23 protein-coding genes and 1 riboswitch are annotated in these 24,316 nt (G+C 40.1%); of the genes, 10 read left to right on the top strand and 13 right to left on the bottom strand.

Going from position 1 to position 24,316, the window contains the following annotated elements:
• Positions 1 to 264 precede the first annotated feature (264 nt).
• A riboswitch (SAM riboswitch) is annotated at positions 265 to 371 on the bottom strand.
• Positions 372 to 601: 230 nt separating this feature from the next.
• Positions 602 to 1,063: a MaoC family dehydratase gene (locus ACEQZT_RS14290; RefSeq protein ID WP_370090131.1), complete on the top strand. Its 462-nt coding sequence runs from the start codon at positions 602 to 604 to the stop codon at positions 1,061 to 1,063.
• 57 nt (positions 1,064 to 1,120) lie between these two features.
• On the opposite strand, the gene sucD is transcribed toward ACEQZT_RS14290, so the two are convergent.
• Positions 1,121 to 1,993, bottom strand: a complete 873-nt coding sequence (gene sucD, locus ACEQZT_RS14285; RefSeq protein WP_370090130.1) for a succinate--CoA ligase subunit alpha — start codon at positions 1,991 to 1,993, stop codon at positions 1,121 to 1,123.
• 356 nt (positions 1,994 to 2,349) lie between these two features.
• Here sucD and ACEQZT_RS14280 point away from each other — a divergent pair, with 356 nt between their 5' ends.
• Positions 2,350 to 3,669 carry an HTTM domain-containing protein gene (locus tag ACEQZT_RS14280; protein ID WP_370090129.1) on the top strand — a complete coding sequence of 440 codons (1,320 nt, stop codon included), beginning with the start codon at positions 2,350 to 2,352 and terminating at the stop codon, positions 3,667 to 3,669.
• The gene (locus ACEQZT_RS14275; RefSeq protein WP_370090128.1) at positions 3,662 to 4,678 is read left to right on the top strand and encodes a low specificity L-threonine aldolase; all 1,017 of its coding nucleotides are present in this window, start codon (positions 3,662 to 3,664) and stop codon (positions 4,676 to 4,678) included. Before ACEQZT_RS14280 ends, ACEQZT_RS14275 begins: the two co-directional genes overlap by 8 nt.
• 58 nt (positions 4,679 to 4,736) lie before the next feature.
• Here the strand turns inward: ACEQZT_RS14275 and ACEQZT_RS14270 are convergent, their stop codons facing one another.
• The 4 genes from ACEQZT_RS14270 to ACEQZT_RS14255 all read right to left on the bottom strand — a co-directional run bounded on the left by ACEQZT_RS14270 (position 4,737) and on the right by ACEQZT_RS14255 (position 9,986).
• The gene (locus ACEQZT_RS14270) at positions 4,737 to 6,335 is read right to left on the bottom strand and encodes a T9SS type A sorting domain-containing protein (protein ID WP_370090127.1); all 1,599 of its coding nucleotides are present in this window, start codon (positions 6,333 to 6,335) and stop codon (positions 4,737 to 4,739) included.
• A gap of 97 nt (positions 6,336 to 6,432) precedes the next feature.
• Entirely contained in the window at positions 6,433 to 7,131 is a 699-nt protein-coding gene (locus tag ACEQZT_RS14265; protein ID WP_370090126.1) for a LytR/AlgR family response regulator transcription factor, read from the bottom strand.
• On the bottom strand, positions 7,132 to 9,045 hold the full coding sequence (locus ACEQZT_RS14260) for a tetratricopeptide repeat protein (RefSeq protein ID WP_370090125.1): 1,914 nt from the start codon (positions 9,043 to 9,045) through the stop codon (positions 7,132 to 7,134).
• A 50-nt stretch (positions 9,046 to 9,095) separates the two neighbouring features.
• A complete protein-coding gene (locus ACEQZT_RS14255) occupies positions 9,096 to 9,986 on the bottom strand; it encodes a DMT family transporter (protein WP_370090124.1) in 891 nt (296 codons plus the stop codon).
• Positions 9,987 to 10,094: 108 nt separating this feature from the next.
• Between ACEQZT_RS14255 and ACEQZT_RS14250 the strand changes: the two genes are divergently transcribed.
• The gene (locus tag ACEQZT_RS14250) at positions 10,095 to 11,363 is read left to right on the top strand and encodes a replication-associated recombination protein A (RefSeq protein WP_370090123.1); all 1,269 of its coding nucleotides are present in this window, start codon (positions 10,095 to 10,097) and stop codon (positions 11,361 to 11,363) included.
• Here ACEQZT_RS14250 and ACEQZT_RS14245 read toward each other — a convergent pair.
• Complete coding sequence (locus ACEQZT_RS14245) at positions 11,360 to 12,133, bottom strand: hypothetical protein (RefSeq protein WP_370090122.1); 774 nt, start codon at positions 12,131 to 12,133, stop codon at positions 11,360 to 11,362. The genes ACEQZT_RS14250 and ACEQZT_RS14245 overlap by 4 nt on opposite strands.
• 66 nt (positions 12,134 to 12,199) lie before the next feature.
• On the opposite strand from ACEQZT_RS14245, the gene hutI reads away from it, so the two are divergent.
• Together hutI and hutG are read left to right on the top strand one after the other, a co-directional pair.
• Complete coding sequence (gene hutI, locus ACEQZT_RS14240) at positions 12,200 to 13,426, top strand: imidazolonepropionase (RefSeq protein WP_370090121.1); 1,227 nt, start codon at positions 12,200 to 12,202, stop codon at positions 13,424 to 13,426.
• The gene (gene hutG / locus ACEQZT_RS14235) at positions 13,419 to 14,351 is read left to right on the top strand and encodes a formimidoylglutamase (RefSeq protein ID WP_370090120.1); all 933 of its coding nucleotides are present in this window, start codon (positions 13,419 to 13,421) and stop codon (positions 14,349 to 14,351) included. Before hutI ends, hutG begins: the two co-directional genes overlap by 8 nt.
• Here the strand turns inward: hutG and ACEQZT_RS14230 are convergent.
• The 3 genes from ACEQZT_RS14230 to ACEQZT_RS14220 all read right to left on the bottom strand — a co-directional run bounded on the left by ACEQZT_RS14230 (position 14,348) and on the right by ACEQZT_RS14220 (position 16,679).
• Complete coding sequence (locus ACEQZT_RS14230) at positions 14,348 to 14,947, bottom strand: hypothetical protein (RefSeq protein ID WP_370090119.1); 600 nt, start codon at positions 14,945 to 14,947, stop codon at positions 14,348 to 14,350. The two genes, hutG and ACEQZT_RS14230, sit on opposite strands and share 4 nt — an antisense overlap.
• Positions 14,948 to 15,035: 88 nt before the next feature.
• Positions 15,036 to 15,569, bottom strand: coding sequence for a hypothetical protein (locus tag ACEQZT_RS14225; RefSeq protein WP_370090118.1), 534 nt, complete (start codon positions 15,567 to 15,569; stop codon positions 15,036 to 15,038).
• Positions 15,570 to 15,650: 81 nt separating this feature from the next.
• On the bottom strand, positions 15,651 to 16,679 hold the full coding sequence (locus ACEQZT_RS14220; RefSeq protein WP_370090117.1) for a helix-turn-helix transcriptional regulator: 1,029 nt from the start codon (positions 16,677 to 16,679) through the stop codon (positions 15,651 to 15,653).
• Positions 16,680 to 16,787: 108 nt separating this feature from the next.
• Here ACEQZT_RS14220 and ACEQZT_RS14215 point away from each other — a divergent pair, with 108 nt between their 5' ends.
• Positions 16,788 to 18,077, top strand: coding sequence for an NTP/NDP exchange transporter (locus ACEQZT_RS14215; protein ID WP_370090116.1), 1,290 nt, complete (start codon positions 16,788 to 16,790; stop codon positions 18,075 to 18,077).
• Positions 18,040 to 18,960 carry an aldo/keto reductase gene (locus ACEQZT_RS14210; RefSeq protein WP_370090115.1) on the top strand — a complete coding sequence of 307 codons (921 nt, stop codon included), beginning with the start codon at positions 18,040 to 18,042 and terminating at the stop codon, positions 18,958 to 18,960. Before ACEQZT_RS14215 ends, ACEQZT_RS14210 begins: the two co-directional genes overlap by 38 nt.
• 2 nt (positions 18,961 to 18,962) lie before the next feature.
• Here the strand turns inward: ACEQZT_RS14210 and ACEQZT_RS14205 are convergent, their stop codons facing one another.
• Both ACEQZT_RS14205 and ACEQZT_RS14200 read right to left on the bottom strand, forming a co-directional pair.
• A complete protein-coding gene (locus ACEQZT_RS14205; protein WP_370090114.1) occupies positions 18,963 to 19,340 on the bottom strand; it encodes a RidA family protein in 378 nt (125 codons plus the stop codon).
• 65 nt (positions 19,341 to 19,405) lie between these two features.
• Positions 19,406 to 20,236, bottom strand: a complete 831-nt coding sequence (locus tag ACEQZT_RS14200) for a mechanosensitive ion channel family protein (RefSeq protein WP_370090113.1) — start codon at positions 20,234 to 20,236, stop codon at positions 19,406 to 19,408.
• A gap of 175 nt (positions 20,237 to 20,411) precedes the next feature.
• On the opposite strand from ACEQZT_RS14200, the gene ACEQZT_RS14195 reads away from it, so the two are divergent.
• Together ACEQZT_RS14195 and ACEQZT_RS14190 are read left to right on the top strand one after the other, a co-directional pair.
• Positions 20,412 to 22,085 (top strand): alanine/glycine:cation symporter family protein, encoded by a 1,674-nt coding sequence (locus ACEQZT_RS14195; protein ID WP_370090112.1) that lies wholly within the window; start codon positions 20,412 to 20,414, stop codon positions 22,083 to 22,085.
• A complete protein-coding gene (locus ACEQZT_RS14190; protein ID WP_370090111.1) occupies positions 22,066 to 23,265 on the top strand; it encodes an alpha/beta hydrolase-fold protein in 1,200 nt (399 codons plus the stop codon). The genes ACEQZT_RS14195 and ACEQZT_RS14190 overlap by 20 nt, the downstream gene beginning before the upstream one ends.
• A 111-nt stretch (positions 23,266 to 23,376) precedes the next feature.
• On the opposite strand, the gene ACEQZT_RS14185 is transcribed toward ACEQZT_RS14190, so the two are convergent.
• Positions 23,377 to 23,826, bottom strand: coding sequence for an SRPBCC family protein (locus tag ACEQZT_RS14185; protein WP_370090110.1), 450 nt, complete (start codon positions 23,824 to 23,826; stop codon positions 23,377 to 23,379).
• Positions 23,827 to 23,910: 84 nt separating this feature from the next.
• Positions 23,911 to 24,252: a TfoX/Sxy family protein gene (locus tag ACEQZT_RS14180; RefSeq protein ID WP_370090109.1), complete on the bottom strand. Its 342-nt coding sequence runs from the start codon at positions 24,250 to 24,252 to the stop codon at positions 23,911 to 23,913.
• Positions 24,253 to 24,316 lie beyond the last annotated feature (64 nt).

Below are 24,316 nucleotides of genomic sequence, written 5' to 3'. Positions count from 1 at the left end.
TCGGATTTGAATCTATGTATTTGAATTCATCTGAAACCCTCAAAAAGGAGTTGATTGTTGGATTTATCACGATTAACTGAATATTAAACTGCGAAAGGATTTTTCTGGATGAAGCGCACTTCATGCCTAAGATGATCACAAACCCAAATGGATCAAATTGGATTTAGCAGCTACAACAGCAGCCTTGCATGAGAAAAGGTGTGAAAACGTAAAAGTCCTGCCCGGCATATTCGCCAGTGCTTTTTGAGACGATGAGATGTTGTGTGTTCATAGCAATCAATTTATCGTTCAGGAATTAGCACCGTTCCAGTATCTGGCTGGGGGTTGCTAGCGCGTCATAGAGCCTGTCTCTCGGCGCTTCTTTATAAATCGATACCTTATCGATTTGATGATGCAAACGTAGATGAGGATTTTCAGATTCTCCAAATGTTTTAAGAATTATTTTTTAGATTCTTAGTATTAAGCGAATTTTAGTGGTGATGTATGGGGTGCTTCAACTTGTTTGAAGTGCCCCTTCTTTTTTTCTGGAATTCAAAAATGAATTTTTCTAAATATCCTGTCATACCTTTGAGCGCTTAAAAATCGACCTAACAGAAGAACTATGGGTAAACTAATCATCAACAATCACGAAGAATTTGAGGCACAGCTAGGTAAGGTAATGGGAGTTTCAGATTGGCATCAAATCACACAGGATCAGATAAATAAGTTTGCGGATGCGACTCTTGATCACCAATGGATCCATGTGGACGAAGAAAGAGCTAAAAATGGTCCATTTGGCACTACCATCGCTCACGGATATTTGACTCTTTCACTTATGCCGTACCTCTGGGAGCAAATTGCAGAGTTCAACAATGTGAAGATGTTAGTGAATTATGGAATTGATAAGTTGAAGTTTGGTCAAGCAGTAAAGGTGAATGACAAGATTAAACTAACAGCTACTCTTAAGTCTCTGGCGAATCTAAGAGGAATTTCAAAAGCCGAGGTAGATGCGCTCCTTGAGATTGAGGGAGAGAAGAAACCGGCCTTTCAAGCTACTATGATCTTCCTTTATCACTTTGAATAGGATAAAAAAGGCCTCCATAGAGGCCTTTTTTATTCATTATAAATTCCTAATTGTCAATTAAGACAATGCTTTCTTCATCACCGCTCCGATATCAGCAGGAGAGTCTACCACGTGTAGTCCGCACTCGCCCATGATTCGCATTTTAGCTTCAGCTGTATCATCTTTTCCTCCAATGATTGCTCCAGCATGTCCCATTCTTCTTCCTGGAGGAGCGGTTTGTCCTGCGATGAACCCGACCACTGGCTTTTTATTACCATTTTCTTTGATCCATTTGGCAGCATCAGCTTCATAAGAACCACCGATTTCACCAATCATCACGATTCCATCAGTTTCTGGATCCTCCATCAGCATCTGTACTGCTTCTTTGGTAGAAGTACCAATAATAGGATCCCCACCAATACCAATAGCTGTGGATATTCCCATGCCTGCTTTTACTACCTGATCAGCAGCTTCGTAAGTCAATGTTCCTGATTTTGAAACGATTCCTACTTTTCCTTTTTTGAAAACAAAGCCAGGCATGATACCAACTTTCGCTTCCTCAGGAGTGATTACTCCAGGACAGTTTGGCCCGATAAGTACCGCGCCTCTTGATTTGGCATAAGGTTTTGCACTCATCATGTCTTTTACAGGAATTCCTTCGGTGATAGTCACGATCACTTTGATGCCAGCATCGGCAGCCTCCATGATGGCGTCAGCAGCAAATGCAGGTGGTACAAAAATGATGGTCACATCAGCGCCAGTTTTGTCTACAGCTTCCTTCACGGTATTGAATACCGGTTTGTCAAGGTGAGTCTGGCCTCCTTTACCTGGAGTCACACCACCAACAACGTTGGAGCCGTATTCGATCATCTGACCGGCGTGAAAAGTACCTTCAGAGCCTGTGAAACCCTGTACAATGATTTTGGAATCTTTATTTACAAGAACACTCATTTCTTTTAGATTTTCCGCAAAAATATACGATTAAAACTGTCTACCAATTACTTGTGCAATTTGCCGTTCATAAAATGAACCAATTTCAGCTTTCTTACACTTCAGGATGAAATTTTCTTCTGATTCAGCTAGGCTTTGGCATGCTTTTCGCTTTTTGATTTCGCAGATTTTGTCTTTGTGGCATTAAACTTTCGATGAACTGGATTGTCGAATAGTTAAAGATCGTTAAACATCTAAACCACAGGCAGATAAGATCGTATGATCTAGTAAGTAATTAATCCTCTTCATATTTACTTAGGTTTAGAATAAAGGAGCTTTCGAGCTCCTTTTCTATTTTCACACCCTAAACCTTAAGTATGCTTTCTTCCATTCGCACATTTTTAGGGACAGAAGTAGACAATAGCTCACTGGTTTTATTCAGAATGATCTTTGGGTTTTTAGCTGCCGCTGAGAGCTACGGAGCTATTCTTACCGGTTGGGTAGACAAAGCATTTATTCAGCCTAAGTTCACTTTCACGGTCATTGGTTTTGAGTGGCTGCAGCCACTCAATGGCGATGGGATGATTTATTATTTCATGGTAATGGGAACAGCAGGTCTGTTCATTATGCTGGGTCTTTTTTACCGAGCATCCACCTTCACCTTTTTCAGTATGTGGACGATGGTTTACATGATGCAAAAAACTCATTATAACAACCACTACTATTTGCTTGTCTTGCTAAGCGCAGCAATGCTGATCATCCCCGCACACAAAAGCCATTCACTGGATGCCAGATGGGGATTGACCATGAGAAAAGAAACATGTTCAAGGATTTGTTACTGGTTCTTTATTCTTCAGATTATTATTGTTTATTCATATGCCAGTCTTCATAAGATGCATTGGGACTGGCTGGAGGCCAGACCACTAGAGATATGGTTTAGATATAAGTCAAATTACTGGCTTATCGGCTCTTTGCTTCAGGAGCGTTGGTTTCAAGATGCCATTGCCTGGGGGGGAGTAGTCTATGATGGAATGATTGTTTGGCTTCTTTTGTATCCTAAAACCAGAAGGCTGGGGTTTATCCTTTCGATCATTTTCAACCTTTTTAATTCGTTCGTTTTTCAGATTGGAATCTTTCCATACCTGATGATCGGACTAACGGTTTTCTTTTTTCCTCCTGAAACCATCCATAGCATATTCTTTAAAAAGAAAGAAAGGGTATATCCCATCAGAAAAAAGCTTTCAATGGGCTGGACCTATTTTTTGATATGTTATTTTATCATTCAAATATTACTACCTCTTAGAAATCACTTGTTTGAGGGGAATGTAAATTTCACTGAGGAGGGTCACCGGCTATCCTGGCGAATGATGCTGCGGGCTAAATCTGGCTTTTTAAAAGTTAAAATAGTAGACAAGCACAGTGGTGAGGAGACAAAGATCAACCTGAGCGATTACCTGACTATTGACCAAAGGTCATCTGTTTCTGTGCAGCCCGATATGATTTGGCAGTTTGCTCAGCACCTGAAAAGGGAATACGCTCGAGAAGGAAAAAAAATAGCGGTGTATGTGGATGCCCAGGTTTCTCTAAATGGGCACAAAAGAGTAGCACTCATTGACAGGAATGTAGATTTAGCAAGCGTTCCCTGGGAGCCCTTCAAGCATTCTGAATGGATATTAACTTACGACTCTTATGATTGATCTGAGAAGTGACACAATTACCAAACCGACCAAAGCTATGCTGGATGCCATGATGTCCGCTGAAGTTGGTGATGATGTATTTGGAGGAGATCCTACCGTAAATAAGCTGCAGGAAAAAGTCGCCGGTCTATTTGGGATGGAGGATGCAATCTATTGTCCATCGGGTACTATGACCAATCAGATAGCCATGCGAATTCATACCCGCCCGCAGGACGAGGTGATTTGTCACAAGTACTCTCATGTATATATGTATGAAGGTGGTGGAATGATGTACAATTCAATGCTTTCGCCTAAGCTGTTAGAGGGAGACCGTGGACGAATAACAGCTGATCAGGTGGCAGAAAGTATCAACCCTGACGATATTCATTTTCCAAAGTCCAGGCTGGTGGTACTTGAAAACACCATGAACAAAGGTGGAGGATCTATTTATGATGTTGAGGAAATCAAAAAAATCAGAAAGGTATGCGATGAGCATGACCTTAAACTTCATCTGGATGGCGCAAGGCTTTTCAATGCGGTTGTAAAAACTGGAGATGATCCCAAGGTATTCGGTCAGTTGTTTGATTCAATTTCCATCTGTTTCTCAAAAGGTCTAGGTGCGCCGGTAGGGTCGGTTTTATTAGGAACGAAAAATGATATTAAAGAAGCACGACGGGTTAGAAAAGTTTTTGGTGGGGGGATGCGACAGGCTGGATATTTAGCAGCTGCTTGTATTCATGCTCTGGATCATCATGTAGAACGCCTGATGGAAGATCATGAAAGAGCAAAAAAAATCGGTCAGATTTTGAAAGATTGTTCATTTATTGATGAGGTAATGCCGGTTGATACCAACATTGTAATTGGGAAGCTAGTGGATGGAAAATCTGAAAAGTGGTTACTTGAGGAGTTGGAAAAACTAGATGTTTTAGCAGTGGGCTTTGGGAAAGGTTTGATTCGCTTCGTTACCCATTTGGATTTTAGTGATGATGATTTAGCTGTTTTCAGCTCTAAAATTTCATCAATAGGTTGAGAAAATAAGGCCCTCTTATATTAAAGAGAGCCTTTTTGCTGCCTATTCGCAGAGTTCCTTACTTCTCTACGATCAGGCGGCTTCTTATTGTTTGCATATTGGGTGTAGCAACTTCAATGATGTACACTCCTGAATTTAAATTTCCGATTTCAATACCATTTAAAGCTTCTTTACTCTGATGTTGACTGATTTCCCCCCCATCAATTCCAATAATTGTTACCTGAAAGTCTTTTTCAAAATCCAACATTATCTTAAGGATGTCTCTAGTAGGGTTGGGGTATATTTTGAAATTGACACCCCCTTGAATTCCAAGAGGCTTCTCCATGACTTGTAACTCTTGCGTAGCTGTAGCATCATTATAGGCTTCATTGCCCATCTGGGTTGCGGTAATTATTGTATTACCCACCCCTACAATCGAAACTGTAGAGCCAGAAATAGTAGCTACAGATTCATTTGAAGAGGTGTAGGTAATTGGGTTGCCAGATCCTCCGCCAGTAGCCATTAACTCAAAGTTTTCGTCACCAAATGTTTTTACAGGTAATGGATCGAAAATTATCGTTTGGTCAAACTTTAAAAAATTCCAGCCATCATTTCCTCCATTGTCTTTTGAGGCATATGCATTGAATGTTGCACCACCAGTTCCGTGAATATTGGTTAAGCTCAAGTAACTCCCATTCACTTCTCCAGAAGTCACCTGGAGTTCGGTAATACCTTCATTCGAAGAGGTGCGCCCTTCAGCCCCAAGTGTCATGGACTTTAATTTAATGGAGTCGACCTCAGTACCATTTAAGATTAAGGTACTACTTGCTATAGTACTTCCCTCAATAAATTCTACAGTTGTCCCAGCGACTATTTCAACCTGGTTGAAATTAGCAGAACCAAAAAAGAAACCATTTTCACCATTCATTTCCAGGTTATGGTAATCTAGGGGGCTGCCCTCACCAATTGAGCCTGGGTAAAACTCTTCCGTAATAATTGTTGATGTTCCGGCATCCAATAATAATGTTCCAAACACTTCCCATTTTGGTGTTTGAATAATAGAAGAGCCAAGTATCAATTCATCTTTATCGGGTAAAATCTCGCCAATTCCTCTTGGTATTTGAGCTATAAATTCAGTAGTCAAGTTGATGTTGTGATCGTTTGTGTTTAGAATTCCGGATTCATTGATTCTTAGGGCGTTTGCATCCAAATCATCCATCAATTCCCAACTACCTTGCCCGTCGAAGTAAAGGTTTGCAAGTGCAACTCCTGCAAGATCTATGATATGACCACTGTCATCTGCCTCCATTTCAATAGTAGATAATCCAACCCTAGCCTGATTGGATAATAAAAGTGAACCGTGAATCATTAGCCTTAGCCCATTATTGAATTCTTCCCAATCGACAGTCACATCAATACCTGAAGCATCAAATGTGCGACAAGTAGCATGGTTGAGAAAAGTAACTATTCCATGAGAGTCAAATGAGTTTTCATCAAAAATGACATCATTGGTTTCGTCAGGAGCAGTGGTATGGAATTCAGATCCTCCAGAGGTTGTTGCCCAATGGTTAGCAAAATCTGACCAATCGCCACTTCCGCCTACCCAATAGTAATTTTGCTGACAAAATGATACAGATGAAATAAAGAAGATTAGATTAAGAAATAGTAATCGTTTCATGGCAGCTTGAAATTTGTTTGAGCTACCAAATTGGACTTCTACTTTTTGAGCTGCAATTGGTTTTTAGGGATCGACATAGTTTTTTTAGGGATCGACATCAAAGAAGTGAAATCCGATCCATAAATGTTTTTTTGAAAGCTCTTCCAATGGGTAAATGCTTTTGCTTCACAAAAACGTGTCCCTCTTGAATCATGGTTATTTGAGTAAGATTGATAATGTAGGACTTGTGAATTCTTACGAACATTTGGGGAGGCAACTTTTCCTCTACACTCTTTAGCGTATGACTTAAGATATATTCATTTTCATCGATGTGTACTTTGCTATAGTTGTCGAATCCTTCTACAAAATCAATATCATTTGCATTGACAGCTATCATTTTACTTCCATCTTTCACGAAGAATTGATTTTTATTTATTGAACTGGTTTGGCTGGATTTGGAAAGCGCCAATGAGACATTTACCTGAATATCGACAGCATCAAATGGTTTAATAATAAATGCCGCAGGCGCAACTTCTTTTACCCTTTCAAGGGTCCCTTGGTCGTAGTAGGAAGTGATAAATATGAAAGAGTTTTTAGTACTTGACCTGATGAAGTGTGCCAGGTCAACACCATCTTTTTCACCTGAAAGGTTAATGTCAAGCAAAACCAAGTCATAGGAATTGGTTGACAGCAAATTGATTGCATCTTCATACTTAAGTGCAATGTCAACTGAGGGAATACCCATATCTCTTAGATGAAAACCAAGATCATCCGCAATGAGTGGTTCATCTTCCACAATCAATATATGAGTAGTCATTTAGGTTTCTTTATAATTGGAAATGGACATTTTAAAGGTGGTACCATCATCATTGGTAAAACTAGTTGTGGCATCTAATTTTTTACTCAGTGAATCTATCATCCGCATGCCGAAAGATTCATTTTGTAATGCTCCTTCTTTCAATCCAACTCCATCATCCTTAACTGTCACATCCAGAGTGTTGGATAGTCCTACTACAATACTAATGGTTCCATCACCAGATGGAAATGCATGCTTTATGCAGTTGGTTATAACCTCATTGAGAATGAGTCCTAGAGGAATGACAGTATCCACGTCTAATTTAACCGGAGTAATATTTAAGGACAGTGAAATGCGGTCACTCGCAGTGTAAGAAGAGATCAGTGATTGTGTGAGATTGGTAATGTAGTCCTGGATGTCAATTCCAAGTAGGTTTTCGTGTTGATAAAGCTTTTGATGTATAAGTGCCATCGACTTGACCCTATGCTGTCCTTCTGCCACAGCAGCTTTAGCTTCCGAATCGGTGATGAACCTTGACTGCAGGCTTAGTAGACTTGAGATGATTTGCAGGTTATTTTTCACACGATGATGAATCTCTTTGAGGAGCATTTCCTTTTCTTCCAGAGATTTCTTTATTAGCTGATTGGCTTTTCTTTTTCCTCTAAATAGCACAAAAAGGAATAACGCTATCATCAGAATAAGTATGGCAATAAGCAATAGAATATTACGCTGATTATATGATGCTTTTTTCTCTAATTCCAGTCGATTAATCTCTTCTTCTCGCAGTTCAGCCTGGTACTTTTGTTCTAACTCTTCAATGACTGAAGCCTTTGTTTGATCGAAAAGCACGTTTGATATGCTATCGTACAATTTATAATTAAATAGAGCCTTATCTGAATCTCCTTGCTGTTCGTATGTCTCGCTCAACACCATGTATATGTTTGACATGGCTTCAAGCATTTCTAATCTTTTAGCAATATCTAACCCTGTGCCAAGATGATCTTTTGCTGCTTCATAAGCTTTCATTTTTACAAGAGTTTTGGCTAGGGCGATTTCATTGAATAAAATATCGCGCTCCTCCCCATTGTCGTAAAGCCAGTCTAGGGCTTTTGTTTGATAATCAAGTGCATTTTGATAGTCGCCAAGGTAGTAGTAATTAGTGCCCAGATTGCCATAAATGCGATAGGCATAGGTTTGGTCGTCAAGTTTTTTAGCAAGTTCCAATCCCTCCTCCATGAAGTAACCTGCTGAATCGTAAGCCTTTAATCCCTGATACGCAATACCAAGGTTGCCTAGTGTGGTAATGATGCCGGGAACATCACCAGCTTCTCTTTTAGTTTTCAGTGACTTCTTGTAATATTCAATTGACCGCTTGTAGTTAGACTGAAGCCTAAAAATCATCCCGACGTTATTATAGATATAACCCAGATTTTTTATTGATCCTATTTGCTCCTTTAGACTGGCAGCTTTCATGTAATAGGCAAGTGCAGAATCATTTTGAGAGCCATAGTGGTAACACACCCCCATATTCAAAAATATGTCCGCCATCCCTGAGCTATCTGAAATGCTTGCATATTGATCAAAAGCTTTTTGGTACCAAATCAACGCTGTATCAGTAGCTCCTTTGAAATCGTAAGCCAAAGCTTTTTGATTAAAAGATTCAGCAATTCGATCACTAATATTTCCCCTTTTGGCTCTATTAAGTGCCAGGCTAGCATAATGTAATGAGCTATCAAAATTGATCGGAGCATATTGTGTTCCTAGCCGATTAAGTGCATCTATCGCTATGGTATCATTTTTTGAATGAATGAGTTTTTTTAGACTGTCAATTTTGTTCTGATTTTGTGCTGCTGAAATGTGACAAGTAAGCAGCGTTAATATTAACAGCGACTTTAGAGCTAGATAAAGGTGATTTTTAGTAGTTTTTGCCACCATATCACCCTAAATATACGAATAAGGTCACTTTGAAATTTATGAAGCAGTGCTTACCGCTTGTGATTCTTATTGCTAGTTACCAGCCAAACACCAGTAAACACAAACACAGCGGCAATCAGATGCTTGATCAGGAATGTTTCATCAAAGAAAAGTATGGCCGTAAGTGTTGCGAAGATTGGCTGGAGGTAAATGAATGCACCCACAACAGATGAATTGACTCTCACCAGTGTCCATGCATTTAAAAAATAGACGACAACCGTGACGATAATGATGGCATAGCCCATACTCCACCAAACCTTTGCCGGCAATAAGCCAAAGTCCACAGCTGTAGCCTGACTGAACCCAACCGGAATGACAAATAGAATTGCGATAGTAAAAACCCAGGTAACGACTGTCATGGGCTGATATTTTTTCATTAGGGGCTTCACAAGGACCAGGTAACAGGCGTAGCTTGCTCCATTAATTAATACCAAAATATCTCCTCGCCAATCTCCAGTTGTTTTGATAATGTCTGGCTGATATAAAATGATAAGCGCTCCAATCAATCCCAGGATTACTCCAAATACTTTTGTTCGGGTGATTTTTTCACCAATAAGTACAGATGCCCATATTAACACCAAAACAGGTGTTAGTGTCATGATAATGGATCCGTTTACTGCGGATGTTAAGCTGATACCCTTGTAAAAAAGTAGCTGGTTAACCGCCACCCCCGTCAGTGCACATAGTGCAAGTGTCCAGCCATCTTCTTTCCAATTTATCTTTTCACGATTGAAACAATGAATCATCCAGAATACTCCTGAAGCGATGATGACCCGAAAGACGATGAACCCGTACGGTCCCACATAGTCAGGCACCACAATTTTTAGCACACTATAGTTTACACCATAAAAGAGGCTTACTAGCGTAAGAGCCAAATATGTATTGAAGGCAGACGAATTCATTGTGGCAAAAGTAGATCGCGATAGTGCTTTTGGAGTTTAATTTCAAAGAAATAAAGTAATCAAGTTGATTAGGGATTTTCATCCTAGGATACTTGGTAATTTTAAGCCATGTTTCAAGATAGCTCTCCTCTTGCTGAACGTATGCGTCCTTCCAAACTATCCGATTTGGTAGGACAGGAACATCTAGTTGGTGAAAATGGTGTACTAAGGCGTGCGATAAACTCAGGACAAGTTCCATCCATGATTCTGTGGGGGCCTCCGGGAACAGGCAAAACCACCATAGCCAATATTATTGCTAACGAGGTAAAAAGACCGTTTCATACCTTAAGTGCCATAAGTGCAGGGGTGAAAGAAGTGCGAGAGGTGATCCAGCTGGCAGGAAGAGGAAATAAAGCAATCCTGTTTATCGATGAGATTCACCGTTTCAATAAAGCACAGCAGGATGCACTACTTGGTGCAGTAGAAAAAGGAGTAATCACTCTGATTGGAGCAACTACCGAGAATCCAAGTTTTGAAGTGAATTCAGCACTCATTTCAAGATCACAGGTCTACACGCTAAATGCATTGACCAAGGAAAATTTGATGATGCTGGTTGAAAAGGCACTTCAGGAAGATGAAGATCTGAAAAAAGAAGAGGTAGTCTTGAAAGAAACTGAAGCGCTTTTCAATCTATCTGGGGGTGACGGTCGAAAGCTTCTCAACCTTCTGGAGCTGGTTATCAAAAGTGATGAGGGAAAACAAAAAATGATCACTGATGAAAAGGTGATCGAAGCAGCTCAGCGAAAAACTGTCCTGTATGATAAGAAAGGTGAGATGCACTATGATGTAATCTCAGCTTTTATCAAATCCATTCGTGGGAGCGATCCAAACGCTGCGGTTTATTATTTAGCAAGGATGATCGAGGGTGGTGAAGATGTAAAGTTCATCGCTCGTAGATTGGTGATCTTGGCTTCAGAAGACATTGGCAATGCCAACCCAACTGCCCTTGTAATGGCCACCAATGCCTTTCAGGCAGTCAATATGATTGGCTACCCTGAGTCTAGGATTATCCTCTCTCAATGCGTGACTTATCTGGCTTCCTCTCCCAAAAGTAATGCGAGCTACATGGCGATCAATCAGGCACAAGCGTTGGTTCAAAAAACAGGCGACTTACCTGTTCCGATGGCTATAAGAAACTCACCAACAAAACTCATGAAAGATCAGGGGTATGGGAAAGGATACAAATACGCACACGATCACCCCATGAACTTTGCTGAAATGGAATTTCTTCCTGACGAGATCAAAGAAACCAAGCTGTATGATCCAGGTAAGAATGCCCGAGAGGAGGAACTAAGAAAATTCCTGCGAACCCGGTGGAAGGATAAGTATGGGTATTAGAATTTAACTGCAATCCCAAATTTGATGTTAAGCAAATCTGTAGTTGATTCTCTTGGCTGAGTTTCTAATCCAAGATTATCACCATCAATTGAGTCAGGATCATCACTATTTATATCTGACAATGTCACGGTCCATGACGCTGTGTCCTCACTGTCAAAATATTCAGCTCTTTGTCCCTTGAAATAGTCTGCACGCAGATCGATGAAAAAGTTTGGAGCTACTTTAATCAAGAACCCACCACCAAAACCATAGCTCAGAATCCAATCATCTAAAACCGTCTGCCTTGATATTAGGTTTGAATCATCAGGATCTTTAGCCCATCGTCTTTCATCAGATCTGTCTTCAATTCTAGTACTTGTTGAAATATATCTGAATCCAAAAAGGACTTCTCCATATGGCTGGATAAGCTCAAGTGGAGCTACTGCTCTTATGAACGCATGTGTGCCGAAAAGACTGTTGGTATTTACTACTCGAAGAGGGATGGGTAGGCTGGCAATCAAATTTCCATTCTGATCCCTCACCTCTGCAGACAAATCTAAATTTTCGTCGTTTCTCCCATAAACCATATAGTTTATATCCAGACCTAAATAAACGGGGGTTCCTTTTTGAAATGGAAATGCAAATGATAAATCACCACCAAAGCCGGTTGCATCAGTGTTGGCTTTGAATTCATTTTGAGGGAGGCCGATCGAAAATGCAAGGCTCCCCATTTGAGCATTGGCGATAACAAAACCTAGGGAAAGAGTGAGGGTAAGTAATGATTTTTTCATGAGTAATGTGGTTCGTGATACATTGACAAAAGTCGTAACTTTTCGGTTTATTTCAATTTTCGTACCATGTCGAAACTCATAGGCCCATTTAGGGAGGTCATTACACTTGCAAATACACCGGAAAAAGGCACGCTCAGCGACTCAGAGCTAGAAATAATCCAGAATGGAGGTGTATTAATCGAAGATGGAAAAATTTTGAAAGTTGGGGCGTTTGGTGACTTAGCAATGGAGGCATCAGAGATTGAGGAGGTAGGAGATGATCAGGTTTTGATGCCCGGACTGATTGATTGCCACACCCATTTGGTATGGGGTGGTACCCGGGCAAGAGACTATACCCTTCGGATGTCTGGAGAATCATATGAGAAAATTTTGGAGCAGGGCGGAGGGATTTTTGATTCCGTAGAAAAAACCAGAAATGCTTCTGCAGATTTGTTAAAATCTGGTTTGATAAAGCGTGCAAACAGGCATCTTCAGGATGGTGTGACTACAATAGAGGTGAAAAGTGGTTATGGGCTGGATGTCGCCAATGAATTGAAAATTCTTGAGGTAATAAAGGCTGGAAAGGCGGAAGTTGAAGCTGATTTAATTCCAACATGTCTGGCTGCTCATGTTTGTCCGACGGAATTTCAGGATAAAAAGCTTTTCCTCGAATATTTGGAGAAGGAACTCTTGCCGAAGCTCTTGGTTAAGGGCCTCACCAATCGGGTTGACATCTTCGTAGAACCCTCAGCTTTCCCGGTAGAGATAGCTAAGAGTTACATGTTGGCAGCAAAGAAGCTTGGATTCGACCTTACCATTCATGCCGATCAGTTTAATACGGGAGGGAGCCAAATTGCCGTAGAATTAGGAGCCAGGAGTGCGGATCACTTAGAGGCTAGCACTGAAAAAGAAATTGAAATTTTAGCCAAATCGGATACGGTAGCTGTGGCTCTTCCGGGTGCTTCTATAGGTTTGGGCATGCAATTCACGCCAGCAAGAAAACTACTGAATGCGGGAGCATCCCTAGCTATCTCCACCGACTGGAATCCTGGATCCGGACCCATGGGGGATCTTTTGGTTCAGGCGTCTATTTTGGGTATTTATGAAAAGCTTTCTTCTGCAGAAATATTTTCAGGACTCACTTTTAGAGCTGCCAAAGCATTGGGCCTCCATGATAGAGGTAGAATCAAAGCCGGAATGAAGGTAGATATGATTTCCTTCCCTGTAGATGACTATCGAGAAATCCTTTACAATCAAGGGAAGATCAAGCCTATTATGATCTGGAAAAACGGGAATAGGATAGAAAATGTATAAACCAGGCAATCAATCAATTTGGACAGGAAGGAAAGACCAAGGATCCGTACGAGACGTATGGCATCAGGTGGTTCAAGCTGCTGATCTCAACAAGGAAATCGAGGAAGGAATTTGCTTTCTCGGCTTCTGCTCAGATGTGGGGGTGAAGCGAAACTTAGGCCGGTCTGGCGCTGTGGATGGACCGGACGCCATCAGAAAGGCATTGGTGAATCTTGCCGTTCATTTTGATGACGGTTTTAAACTGCATGATGGTGGTGATGTGGTGGTGAGTGCGGATCAATTGGAGACGGCCCAAGTGGAATATGCACGATATGTGCAAAGGTTGATATCCAAAAAAGCATTTCCTGTTTTGCTAGGAGGAGGTCATGAAATAAGCTACGCTCACGGGAAGGGAGTTCTTGATGCATTCGAAGGTCAAAAAATAGGCATGATCAATTTTGATCCTCATTTTGATTTAAGACAATATCCACAAGGCGCTCATTCCGGTAGTTGGGCAAAACAATTGTTTGACGAATATGCGAATTTCCATTACCTCCCTATTGGCATCAATGAAGCGGTCAATATTGCACCCATGTTTGAGCTAATGAGGGAAAAGAATCAAAGCTTCATCTCCATGGAAGAACTCTTAAGTGAACCGGTGGAAGATCTTGTGGCAAGAATTCTTTTTTTTGTCGATGAAATGGATAAAGTGTGCATTACACTGGATCTGGATGTTTTTTCTGCAGGGATAGCTCCTGGTGTAAGTGCCGCCAACCCTTATGGCGCTCTTCCTCATCACATCAAACCCTTGATGAATGAGGTTTTAAAATCTGGTAAAGTAGTGAGCTTTGATATAGCGGAAATGAGCCCAAAGTATGACGATGGCCGCACCGCAAAACTTGCAGCAAGTTTTATTTATGACGTGGTGAATCTTCATAACGGCTAATCTTTTACTTTCCTACCTGTCCCTTTAACTGTCAGGTTATACTCTGAAATGGGCATATCTGAGAAGTTTGCAATGTTGGTACGATCGTAATAGGTATAGTCATCATTGAATTGATAGGTATCGACATATCTTTCTAACATGTTGTTTTGAACATTGAGTTGTCCACGGATAATGAACATTTTTGATATGGAATCATATTCCAAAGTTTCGATTCCAGTTGCCGGCCAATTGCTGTATAAACCAACGCGCTCAAATGAGTTCTCAAATTTTCCATAACGAATAGACTCCTGAAATTCTCTGGTTCGCCCCATTAGATGCTTTCGCTTCTCGTCTGTTTCTACAATTTCCAAATAGCCTTTTGTTGTCAAAAACATTGGGATGCCTTTGTAACTAAGGTCGTATTTTGTTAACTGATATCCCTTTTCTATAAAGATTGGATCTGTATTGGGTTTGTGCGTATCGTAAATTTCTAAAGTGATCTCCCATCTGCCGGTAAAGAAATCTAAACTCTGAACGGTTGGTAATTCACTTTTTTCTTGAGCATTTAAAAAAAGGCTCACGAACATGATGACTGAAAATAGTCTGAATCTAAACATAGTTTTTTAGGCAATAATCAATGGTATCTGACTATTGATCCAGTTAATTAATTAATTGATTGAAGGAATTAATTAAATCAAAAAGGCTTTAAGGACTTTTTACTTTAGTCCCTTTTTCCACATACTCCCATATACTTGGATTGCTTTCGTCTCCGTACTTGTTACGTCCGTTCCACACATATCCATTAAAGTCCTCATCAAACACAAGCTCACCATATCTATCATGATATTCGTTTGAACCCGGATCTCCTCCACTTTGAATGATCAATATTCGGTTATTACTATCCCAGTTAAGCTTATCAAATTGCATTTTGTACCAGTTGCTAAACATTGATATCATTTCAAATTGCTGTGTTTTTTTGTTGTGGTGAATTAACCAAAGGTAGGTTCGTTTTTTGCCGGTTGAAGTGACTGCAAATGCACTCAACTCTATGTATGTACTATCTAATATGTAGCTTCCAATTCGTGTACTTTCTTCCCACCAGGTCTTTTCTTTATTGTCCTCTCTTACCTTCCAGGTACCAATGAGGAACTCTAAATCCTGAATTGATTGCTCTGAAGAATCCTGAGCAAACACAGAGTAGCTAAATAGGGTCAGCAAAGAAAAAATGTATACTTTCATCTTTTTTTTGTTGGCTATTATCAGCTAAAATCGATTGCCAGCCTATTTGATTAATTAATCAGGTGTAATAAATTGTGAAAACTACCCTAAGTTTGATAGCACCATTTTCTTGTATTCTGACGGGGAAGTATCAACGTTTTTCCTAAAAGCAGAATTGAAAGATGAGAGCGAATTGAACCCACATTCATATGCGATATAGGCTATTTTATGGTTATCAAATTTAGGATCTGCCAGTAGTCTCTTCGCCTTTTCGATTCGATAGCTATTCGTAAAATCAGTGAAACTTTTATTCATGTTTTCACTAAAAAATCTTGACAGAAGGTATTTTGGAATGGCTGTAAGCTCTGATAGCGCGGTGAGATTAAAATCACTTTGTAGGTAGGGCTGTTCTACTTCCATAACACGTTCGATTCGTTCCTGATGATGTGCTATTTGGTCAGGAGTTAAGTTGATGTTTTTGTATTTCTTTTTATCTCCTAGCGGGGTGAAAATTTCATGATTGGAAAACATAATGAAGCTGATCAGGTAAATAACCAGAGCATAAATGACGGGTCCGGTGATGTACGGATTCAGAGCAAATATGTAATTGGTGAAGTAAGAGATACAGAAAATGGAAATGCCTAAAAACAAGTTTCTATACCATGGAAAATATATTTTCTTTTCTATATAAATGATCCATAAATAATAGCCGCTCAGTGCGATTGAAAAAATAGTGTAATACAATAACGCTTGATAGCCGCCCACATACCAAAAATTAGAAAGAGATAAAAAGGGGGCTAATAAAAGTATCAAAATAGCTGGGGCCAAAATCATCAAATGGTAGATTGATTTTTTTAACAATGAAGATTTTCGAGCAAAGTAGATGACCAGCAAGGGCCCAATAAAACCCTGGGCCGCAAATCCGATGTTTAGGAATATTTGATCAGTGATGTCAAAGAAATACCAGCCTACAGATTTGACCAACCGAATGGTAATGGCTAAAAGCAATCCACTTAGCAGTAGGCGTTCTTCAAACTGAATTCTTTTTGTTGAGAAAATATAGATAGCTAAAAAGAGGCTTTGGATTATTCCAGCGCAGCATAGAATGAGCAAAAGCGAATGACTATTCATAGTGCGATAAAAACATCAATTAATTAATAAACCAAACGAATTAATTAATACGGAAGGCATACCTGATTTGATATCGTAAAATAGCTCTAAGTCAAAATATAATGCTTGGTGAGTTTGATAAAACGCATATTTAATATTGCTAATGAGGAGTGGAATCTTGCTGTAGCCTCATTTTTTTATTTCTTCTTTATGATGAGCAGCTATTTCATTCTCCGTCCGCTCAGGGATGAAATGGGAATTCGGGCAGGAGTTGAAAACATGCAATGGCTGTTCACAGGGACTTTTGGAACCATGCTTTTAATTGTACCCATCTTCGGGTATATGATAAACAAGTACCCCAGACAAAAGCTTGTTCCGGGCATATATATCTTTTTCTGTCTCAATATTTTGACCTTTTATTTTCTATTCTTCTATTTCGATACGCCTCTCATTTCAGTTGTATTCTTCATTTGGCTCAGTGTATTCAATCTTTTTGTCATTTCTATTTTCTGGAGTTTTAATTCCGAAATATTTACTCCGGAGCAAGCTAAAAGATTGTATGGGCCAATTGCAGCAGGGGGAAGTTCTGGAGCTATTTTCGGACCCATAATTATAACTGCAACGGTTGGTCATGTTGGAGTAACCAATTTGCTTTTGTTATCAGCTCTTTTCCTCTTGCTGGCAACACACTTTCTTGTTCAGCTAATGAAGCATTCGCAAAGTCAATCAGAAAGAAAAATCATCGGCCCTATTCGTGGAAGTATATGGGAAGGTGTTAAGCTAGTAGTGCGGTCAGGATATTTAAGAAATATTGGGTTGTTTATCCTTCTTTATACCAGCGTGTCTACTTTTTTATATTTTGAGCAAGCGCATATTATATCCAGTGCTTTTGAGGTTTCAGAAGAGCGAGCCGCCTACTTTGGGTTTAGGGATCTACTTGTCAATATCAGTACTTTATTCCTTCAGCTTTTTGTAACAGAGCGTCTATTGCGCAAGGTTGGAATTATCTTTTGTCTGACATTGGTGCCGATAATTGCTTCACTTGGATTTCTTTCTTTGGGACTAAATCAGTCGATAATGGTACTGCTGGCAGTGCAGGTATTATACCGTTCTTTTAATTTTTCCGTTCAACGTCCTTCAAGAGAAATACTCTTCACCAAAGTTAGTGTTCAGGAGAAATACAACGCCAAGAATTTTATTGATACAGCCCTGTACCGTGGAGGGGATGCCATAAGTGGATGGTTATTTACCATGATTTCCTCATTGGTTTCTTCTCTTCAGGTCATTTCATTTATAGCCATTCCACTGAGTCTTGCATGGGCAGTTACTGGTTTTAGAATTGGCAAATTTTTCAGTTCACGATCAATTAACTTAGATTATTATGAATCAAACGATGTTGTCACGAAGAAAAGCGCTTAAACAAATAGCTGCGGGGTGTTTAGCCATGAGTATGCCAAAATTGTTGCTTTCACAAACCAATCAAATATTGAAAAGAGTTGTGCCATCAACGGGTGAAAAGATTGGTGTCGTAGGTTTAGGGACCTGGCAAACCTTCGATGTAGGAACCAATTCATCAGCGCGAGAACCGCTGAAAGCCGTACTAAAAGTATTGGTTGAGGGAGGTGGAAGTGTTGTTGACTCATCACCAATGTACGGCTCTTCAGAAATGGTTGTCGGGGATCTATCTGAGGAGCTTGGAATAAAAAAAGATCTTTTTTACGCGACCAAAGTATGGACATCAGGAGAGCAATCAGGAATTGATCAAATGAATGCATCAATGCAAAAAATGAAAGCTAATACAATGGACCTGATGCAGATTCACAATCTTCAGGATTGGAAAACACATTTGAAAACCTTGTATGATTGGAAAGAAAAAGGATTGGTCAGGTACATCGGTATTACGCATTATGTAGATCATGCACATGACGATCTGGAAAGAATCATTAAGTCAGAACAAATTGATTTTGTTCAGGTGAATTATTCGATAAAGGATCGAAACGCAGAGAGATCACTTTTGCCAACCGCGAAAGAAAGGGGTGTTGCAGTCTTAACAAACCGACCCTATTCAGGCGGCTCTCTATTCAGAAAGGTCAATGGAAAGTCACTACCGAGCTGGGTCTCTGAATTCGATTGTCAAAGTTGGGGACAATTTTTTCTGAAGTACCTGCTGGCCAATGATGCGGTTACTTGTGTTATTCCAGGAACTTCCAAAGCACATCATATGAGCGATAATTTGGGAGCTGGGCTTGGAAGATTGCCAAACAAAAGTCATCAAAAGAAAATGTTAGAATTGCTAAGCTGATTTCATGAGATAATCGCAGTAGCTTCAATTTCAATCAGCATGTCAGGCTCAATGAGTGATCTTACCTCTACCATGCTGGTAGCTGGCTTTATATCACCAAACACCTCTCCATGAGCTTTTCCAAATGCTACCCATTGAGATATATCGGTTACGAACATGCGGGTTCGCACCACATCTTCTATTTTACCTCCAGCCTTTTCTATTGCCTCTTTGATGATCTCCAGGCACACTTTGGTCTGCTCGTAAGCATTTTCCCCAACAGTTTTCCCTTCACGCACAGGTGCCGTACCAGAAACCTCTATCGTATTTCCAATTCTCACTGCTCTACAGTACCCAACCTGATTTTCCCAGGGAGCGCCTGATGAAATATTTTTTCTCATTACTATAAAAATAAAAAAGTCCGACGCTAAAACCGGACTTTTGATCATTTATTAATTGTTGAGTATCAAGCATCTTTATGCACATGCACATCCATTTGTGGGTAAGGAATATTGAGACCAACCTCAGCAAACTTCTTATAGACCTTTTCATTCATATCGAAATATACCGCCCAATAATTGGGAGCATCGGTCCAAACTCTCACAACAAAGTTGACTGAGCTGTCACCCAGTGAATGAAGTGCAATAAAAGGCTCTGGATCACTGTGAATTCTTTCATCTGCTTTGATCAGTTCCATTAATGTCTCTCTGGTTTTGTCCGCACTATCCCCATAACCAACACCAAATGTCCAGTCCACTCTTCTTTTTGGTTCTGTGGTATAGTTAGTAAGTGAGGAATTCGCCAAACCTCCATTTGGAATAATAATCGTTTTATTGTCTGGAGTTTTTAAGATGGTATGGAAAATCTGTATCGCACTAACAGTGCCTGAATGGCTAGGCGTGTCAATCCAGTCACCTACTTTGAAAGGCTTTATCAACAATATAATAACTCCCCCAGCGAAATTTTGTAGTGTTCCCTGAAGTGCAAGACCTACAGCCAAACCTGCCGCTCCCAAAACAGCCACAAAGCTTGTAGCTTCAATGCCTACCATTCCAATAACAGAAATGAATAGCATAACCTTTAATACCGCTGAAACTAAAGATTTTAGAAAAGGTCTTAGCGAAGGATCGACATTGCGTTTTTGCATGGTTTTACCCACTCCTCGCGTGATCATGCCTATGATCCATAGACCAATTACCAATGTGACTATTGCAGCTACAACTTTTGGCCCCCATGTCATCGCCAGGTCTATTGCCATTTGAGTGTATTTAGATGCTTCTGTGGTTACTTCTTCCATTTGTTGTTAGGTTTTAAAAACTTGAAAATGTTTTAAGAAATATACGAAAAATGAATGTGTTGAGACTTGATGCTCAATTCATGTAACACATTGGATAATGAAATGTTCCTTATGACTGACGATTCATTAAAAAAGCTATTTTTGTCGGATTGCGAAAAACCGAAAAATATAATTCATGAGAGAATTAAATAATTTCCTTTCTTTAATCGACAGCTACATCGGTAGCTCACCATGGTTTCCTTATGCTCTTTTAGGAACCGGTCTGTTCTTCACTATCTACCTGAAGTTTCCACAAATACGCTATTTCAGATTTGCGTTTAAGGTCGTTCGTGGAAAGTTTGACAAAGAAGGAAACGAAGGAGATACTAATCACTTTCAAGCGTTGACCACAGCACTATCTGGCACTGTAGGTACAGGAAATATTGCAGGCGTGGCACTGGCTGTGCATATCGGTGGACCTGCTGCTGTTTTCTGGATGCTGATGACTGCAGCGGTAGGTATGTGTACCAAATTCGTAGAGGTAACGCTATCACACAAGTACAGGCAAAAAGCTGAAGATGGTACCATGGCAGGTGGGCCAATGTACTATATGAAGAATAAGCTCAACATGGGCTGGCTTGCAGCAATTTTTGCTGGGGCTACTGTTTTATCATCGTTCGGTACGGGCTCATTGCCTCAGATAAACAGTATAGCCGACTCCCTAAATGCGACATTTGGGTTTGATGAAATGTTAGTGGGTGGAATACTTGCGGTTCTTCTTGGACTTGTGATTATTGGTGGAATCAAAAGAATCGCAGCTGTGACCTCCAGGCTCGTGCCTGCCATGGCTATTATCTATTTCATTGGGGCATTTGCAGTAATATTTTACAATTACGAAAACATCATCCCATCGTTCATCTCAATTTTCGCTGATATTTTCACTGGTTCTGCCGCTGGAGGAGGTTTTCTGGGAGCATCCATTGCATTTGCATTTAATAAGGGAGTAGGACGAGGCTTGTTTTCCAACGAAGCGGGTCAGGGTAGTGCTCCGATAGCTCACGCAGCGGCTCGAGCAAATCAGCCTGTATCGGAAGGATTTGTGGCAATCTTGGAGCCGTTCATTGATACGATTGTGATATGTACTGTAACTGCATTGGTGCTTCTATCTTCTGGAGTATGGCAAGAAAAATTAAATAATGAGTTTGATTACGTAGATATGGTGGTACTGGATGGCACCTATACAGATCAGACTGATGAAGGTCGGGCTGAGTTAGCCGCACATATCAGTGGCAAGGCACCACTTCGACTATTTGATGGAATGCTTCAGGTTGAGGAGGGAGTCATTCAAAACAATGTATCAATCATCAATGCAAGATCCCTTGCAGAGAATGTTGTAGTGAAAAATAATGGTCAATTGGTGACTGGTGAAGTAAACATAATCAATGGAAAGCCGGAAGATCTTTTAATGGTTTTTGAAGGTAATTCACTGGTTCACAGTTCTCCGCTGACGGCTGAAGCATTTACGAGAAGCTTTTTTGGTGAAGGAGGAAAGTACATTGTTTCGATTGGCTTATTACTCTTTGCATTTAGTACTGCTATTAGTTGGTCGTACTACGGGGACAGAGCCATGACCTATTTATTTGGAACCAAATCAGTAAAGTACTACCGATTGGTGTATGTAGTGGCTTTCTTCATTGCATCATTTGCCGATACAACCATTATATGGACACTCTCAGGCATTACCATTGCGGTGATGACGCTTCCGAACTTGTTTGGTATCCTTATGCTTAGAAAGGATATGAAAGAGACGGTAGATGATTATTGGGTTAAATTCAAGAAGGATTTCCCTGATGAGAAGACACCTGAGTAATCTTGTTGCTTTAAGCACGATCTTGTTTGCATTTCATTGCAAACAAGATCGTCAAATGGCTCTTGAGAAGGAAGAGTCTGAAATATACAACTTCTCAAAACTGATCGAGGACGTGGTGTCTTCCGATTCTACTGATCAGTATGCTTTAGTAGTTCAGTTTGTGGACACAACTACGGCACCCTATATCGAAGACGATTCGGTTGTTTATTTCATTTATTATGGTGAAGCATCCGGTGTTCAGGTAGCTGGCGACTTTACTGGCTGGAATCCTGGTGGAAGAAGCTTCACAAGGTTAAGAGACACTGATCTATGGTATAGAAAGGAGGTATTTGAAAAGGATGCCAGGCTTGACTATAAGCTGGTGGTAGGTACAAATTGGATTCTAGACCCAAAAAATCCTAATCAAATCGGAGGTGGTTTTGGTCCAAATTCAGAATTGGCCATGCCAGAATACATTCATCCTACAGAAATTTTATCGAGAGATGGTATCGATAAGGGGGTGATTACACAAATTCAATTGCCGAGCTCTTACACAGGCAAGACCTATCAGGTACATATCTATTTACCACCGAACTACGGTGATGCTAATGAATATCCTGTCGCATATTTTCAGGATGGTGCAGATTACCTCAATTTGGCTAGTACCAAAAACGTGCTTGATAACTTAATTGCCGATAAATCTATTCAACCAACCATTGGGGTGTTTGTGGTGCCCAATAATCGAAACACCGAGTATGCTTTTGAAGACCGGTTTAAGTATTCGGATTTTTTTGTAAGTGAATTGGTTCCCTATATCGATACAAACTACAGCACCATTTCAACTGCCCAAGGACGCGCTGTAATTGGCGATTCGTACGGAGGAAATATTTCGGCGATCATAGCTTTTCAGAATCCGGAGATATTTGGAAACTGTGGAATCCATTCGGGTGCTTTCCAGCCCAATGATTTTCACACCAACTCAATAGTGATGGACGGTGTGAAAAAGGATATTAAAGTGGTTACAATTTGGGGAACATACGAGGGGAGTTCATTGCCGCCAAATATGCGAAGAGTGAGGGATTACCTCGAGGAGAATAGCTATGAAGTCCTTTGGAAAGAGCTTCCTGAAGGACACAGCTGGGGTTTGTGGCAGGCAACTACCGATGATATGCTTGAGTTCTTTTTCCCGTTTAATAGCTAATTACTAATCAGATTTAAGATTAGTAGATAATAGGCAAAACCTACTAATTACATATAATTTAGTAGTAAATAGTAGTTATAAGCAACCTGAATTTATTCGAGTAAACCAAATTCAATTCCCATACTTCGGATTCCCCTCAGCAAATGCCTTAAAGTCTTCCATGAAAGACATGCTTTGTTTTTTAAACGCCCCTTTGCCCATAAAGAATGCCATTAATTTCATAAATCCAGAGAACTTAAATTCTGTCTCAGAAGTCCATTTTGTTTTTTGATTTTCGTTTTTGAAATAGTTTTTCTGAATATTGACCACACCTTTAGTCTGGTAGTTTCCATGGAATTCATCCGGAAGACTTCTAAAGGTTATAGTCTCAATCAATTCCATTTTTCGTTTTCCAAAATCATATTTAATGATTGATTCAGCACCGGGTTTACCAGGTTCACCGGAGATATGTTCGAAGCTTACAAATCCCTTTTGCCAAAACTTCATATTATCAGGGTTGTCAAATAACTTGATCACCTCATCTCGAGGTTTATCAATGACTATTTCGCAGGTGTACTTCATAGCTTTAATATTTAGGTCAATAGTGGAATGCTTTCTAAAAGTTAAAAAGTATTTGTGGAAAATCATCAGTTAACTAACTGATGATCAATTATTTTTCGAAGATTTAGCTTCTTTATTGAACGCCAAACATTGATCCACCCAGAGCCCAAGTTCATGATCATTATCCCATCCCTCTGAGTTTACATATGCATATCCTTTCATAGGTCTCTTGGTAAAATCCATTTCACGAGCAGAGGGTCTTTTTAGGAATTCCTCATATACATGAGGTCCGATGCGGGCCATTAAATCATCTTTGATAACTCCGATGCACATTTTGTCATCTACCATAATACAAAGACCACCCATCATCCTTTTTTCTATGAAAGAAACTTTTCTGCGCTCCAGTTCTATCCTAAGTTTATCAGCCAGTTGTTCGTTGAATGCCATATTTTTAGTTTTTACATCGCGATTAAAGAGATGCACGCTCAAATTGAAGCTAATTCTTTTCTAC

The sequence above is a fragment of the Ekhidna sp. genome (assembly GCF_964218185.1).
Taxonomy (GTDB): domain Bacteria; phylum Bacteroidota; class Bacteroidia; order Cytophagales; family Cyclobacteriaceae; genus Ekhidna.
Note: the sequence above shows the minus strand (reverse complement) of the source record. Positions and strands in the feature narration are given on the sequence as shown.

Excerpts from the sequence above, each read along its gene's own strand:
- ACEQZT_RS14290 (WP_370090131.1), top strand. The coding sequence starts at position 602 with ATGGGTAAACTAATCATCAACAATCACGAAGAATTTGAGGCACAGCTA.
- sucD (WP_370090130.1), bottom strand. The coding sequence starts at position 1,993 with ATGAGTGTTCTTGTAAATAAAGATTCCAAAATCATTGTACAGGGTTTC.
- ACEQZT_RS14280 (WP_370090129.1), top strand. The coding sequence starts at position 2,350 with ATGCTTTCTTCCATTCGCACATTTTTAGGGACAGAAGTAGACAATAGC.
- ACEQZT_RS14275 (WP_370090128.1), top strand. The coding sequence starts at position 3,662 with ATGATTGATCTGAGAAGTGACACAATTACCAAACCGACCAAAGCTATG.
- ACEQZT_RS14270 (WP_370090127.1), bottom strand. The coding sequence starts at position 6,335 with ATGAAACGATTACTATTTCTTAATCTAATCTTCTTTATTTCATCTGTA.
- ACEQZT_RS14265 (WP_370090126.1), bottom strand. The coding sequence starts at position 7,131 with ATGACTACTCATATATTGATTGTGGAAGATGAACCACTCATTGCGGAT.
- ACEQZT_RS14260 (WP_370090125.1), bottom strand. The coding sequence starts at position 9,045 with ATGGTGGCAAAAACTACTAAAAATCACCTTTATCTAGCTCTAAAGTCG.
- ACEQZT_RS14255 (WP_370090124.1), bottom strand. The coding sequence starts at position 9,986 with ATGAATTCGTCTGCCTTCAATACATATTTGGCTCTTACGCTAGTAAGC.
- ACEQZT_RS14250 (WP_370090123.1), top strand. The coding sequence starts at position 10,095 with ATGTTTCAAGATAGCTCTCCTCTTGCTGAACGTATGCGTCCTTCCAAA.
- ACEQZT_RS14245 (WP_370090122.1), bottom strand. The coding sequence starts at position 12,133 with ATGAAAAAATCATTACTTACCCTCACTCTTTCCCTAGGTTTTGTTATC.
- hutI (WP_370090121.1), top strand. The coding sequence starts at position 12,200 with ATGTCGAAACTCATAGGCCCATTTAGGGAGGTCATTACACTTGCAAAT.
- hutG (WP_370090120.1), top strand. The coding sequence starts at position 13,419 with ATGTATAAACCAGGCAATCAATCAATTTGGACAGGAAGGAAAGACCAA.
- ACEQZT_RS14230 (WP_370090119.1), bottom strand. The coding sequence starts at position 14,947 with ATGTTTAGATTCAGACTATTTTCAGTCATCATGTTCGTGAGCCTTTTT.
- ACEQZT_RS14225 (WP_370090118.1), bottom strand. The coding sequence starts at position 15,569 with ATGAAAGTATACATTTTTTCTTTGCTGACCCTATTTAGCTACTCTGTG.
- ACEQZT_RS14220 (WP_370090117.1), bottom strand. The coding sequence starts at position 16,679 with ATGAATAGTCATTCGCTTTTGCTCATTCTATGCTGCGCTGGAATAATC.
- ACEQZT_RS14210 (WP_370090115.1), top strand. The coding sequence starts at position 18,040 with ATGAATCAAACGATGTTGTCACGAAGAAAAGCGCTTAAACAAATAGCT.
- ACEQZT_RS14205 (WP_370090114.1), bottom strand. The coding sequence starts at position 19,340 with ATGAGAAAAAATATTTCATCAGGCGCTCCCTGGGAAAATCAGGTTGGG.
- ACEQZT_RS14200 (WP_370090113.1), bottom strand. The coding sequence starts at position 20,236 with ATGGAAGAAGTAACCACAGAAGCATCTAAATACACTCAAATGGCAATA.
- ACEQZT_RS14195 (WP_370090112.1), top strand. The coding sequence starts at position 20,412 with ATGAGAGAATTAAATAATTTCCTTTCTTTAATCGACAGCTACATCGGT.
- ACEQZT_RS14190 (WP_370090111.1), top strand. The coding sequence starts at position 22,066 with ATGAGAAGACACCTGAGTAATCTTGTTGCTTTAAGCACGATCTTGTTT.
- ACEQZT_RS14185 (WP_370090110.1), bottom strand. The coding sequence starts at position 23,826 with ATGAAGTACACCTGCGAAATAGTCATTGATAAACCTCGAGATGAGGTG.
- ACEQZT_RS14180 (WP_370090109.1), bottom strand. The coding sequence starts at position 24,252 with ATGGCATTCAACGAACAACTGGCTGATAAACTTAGGATAGAACTGGAG.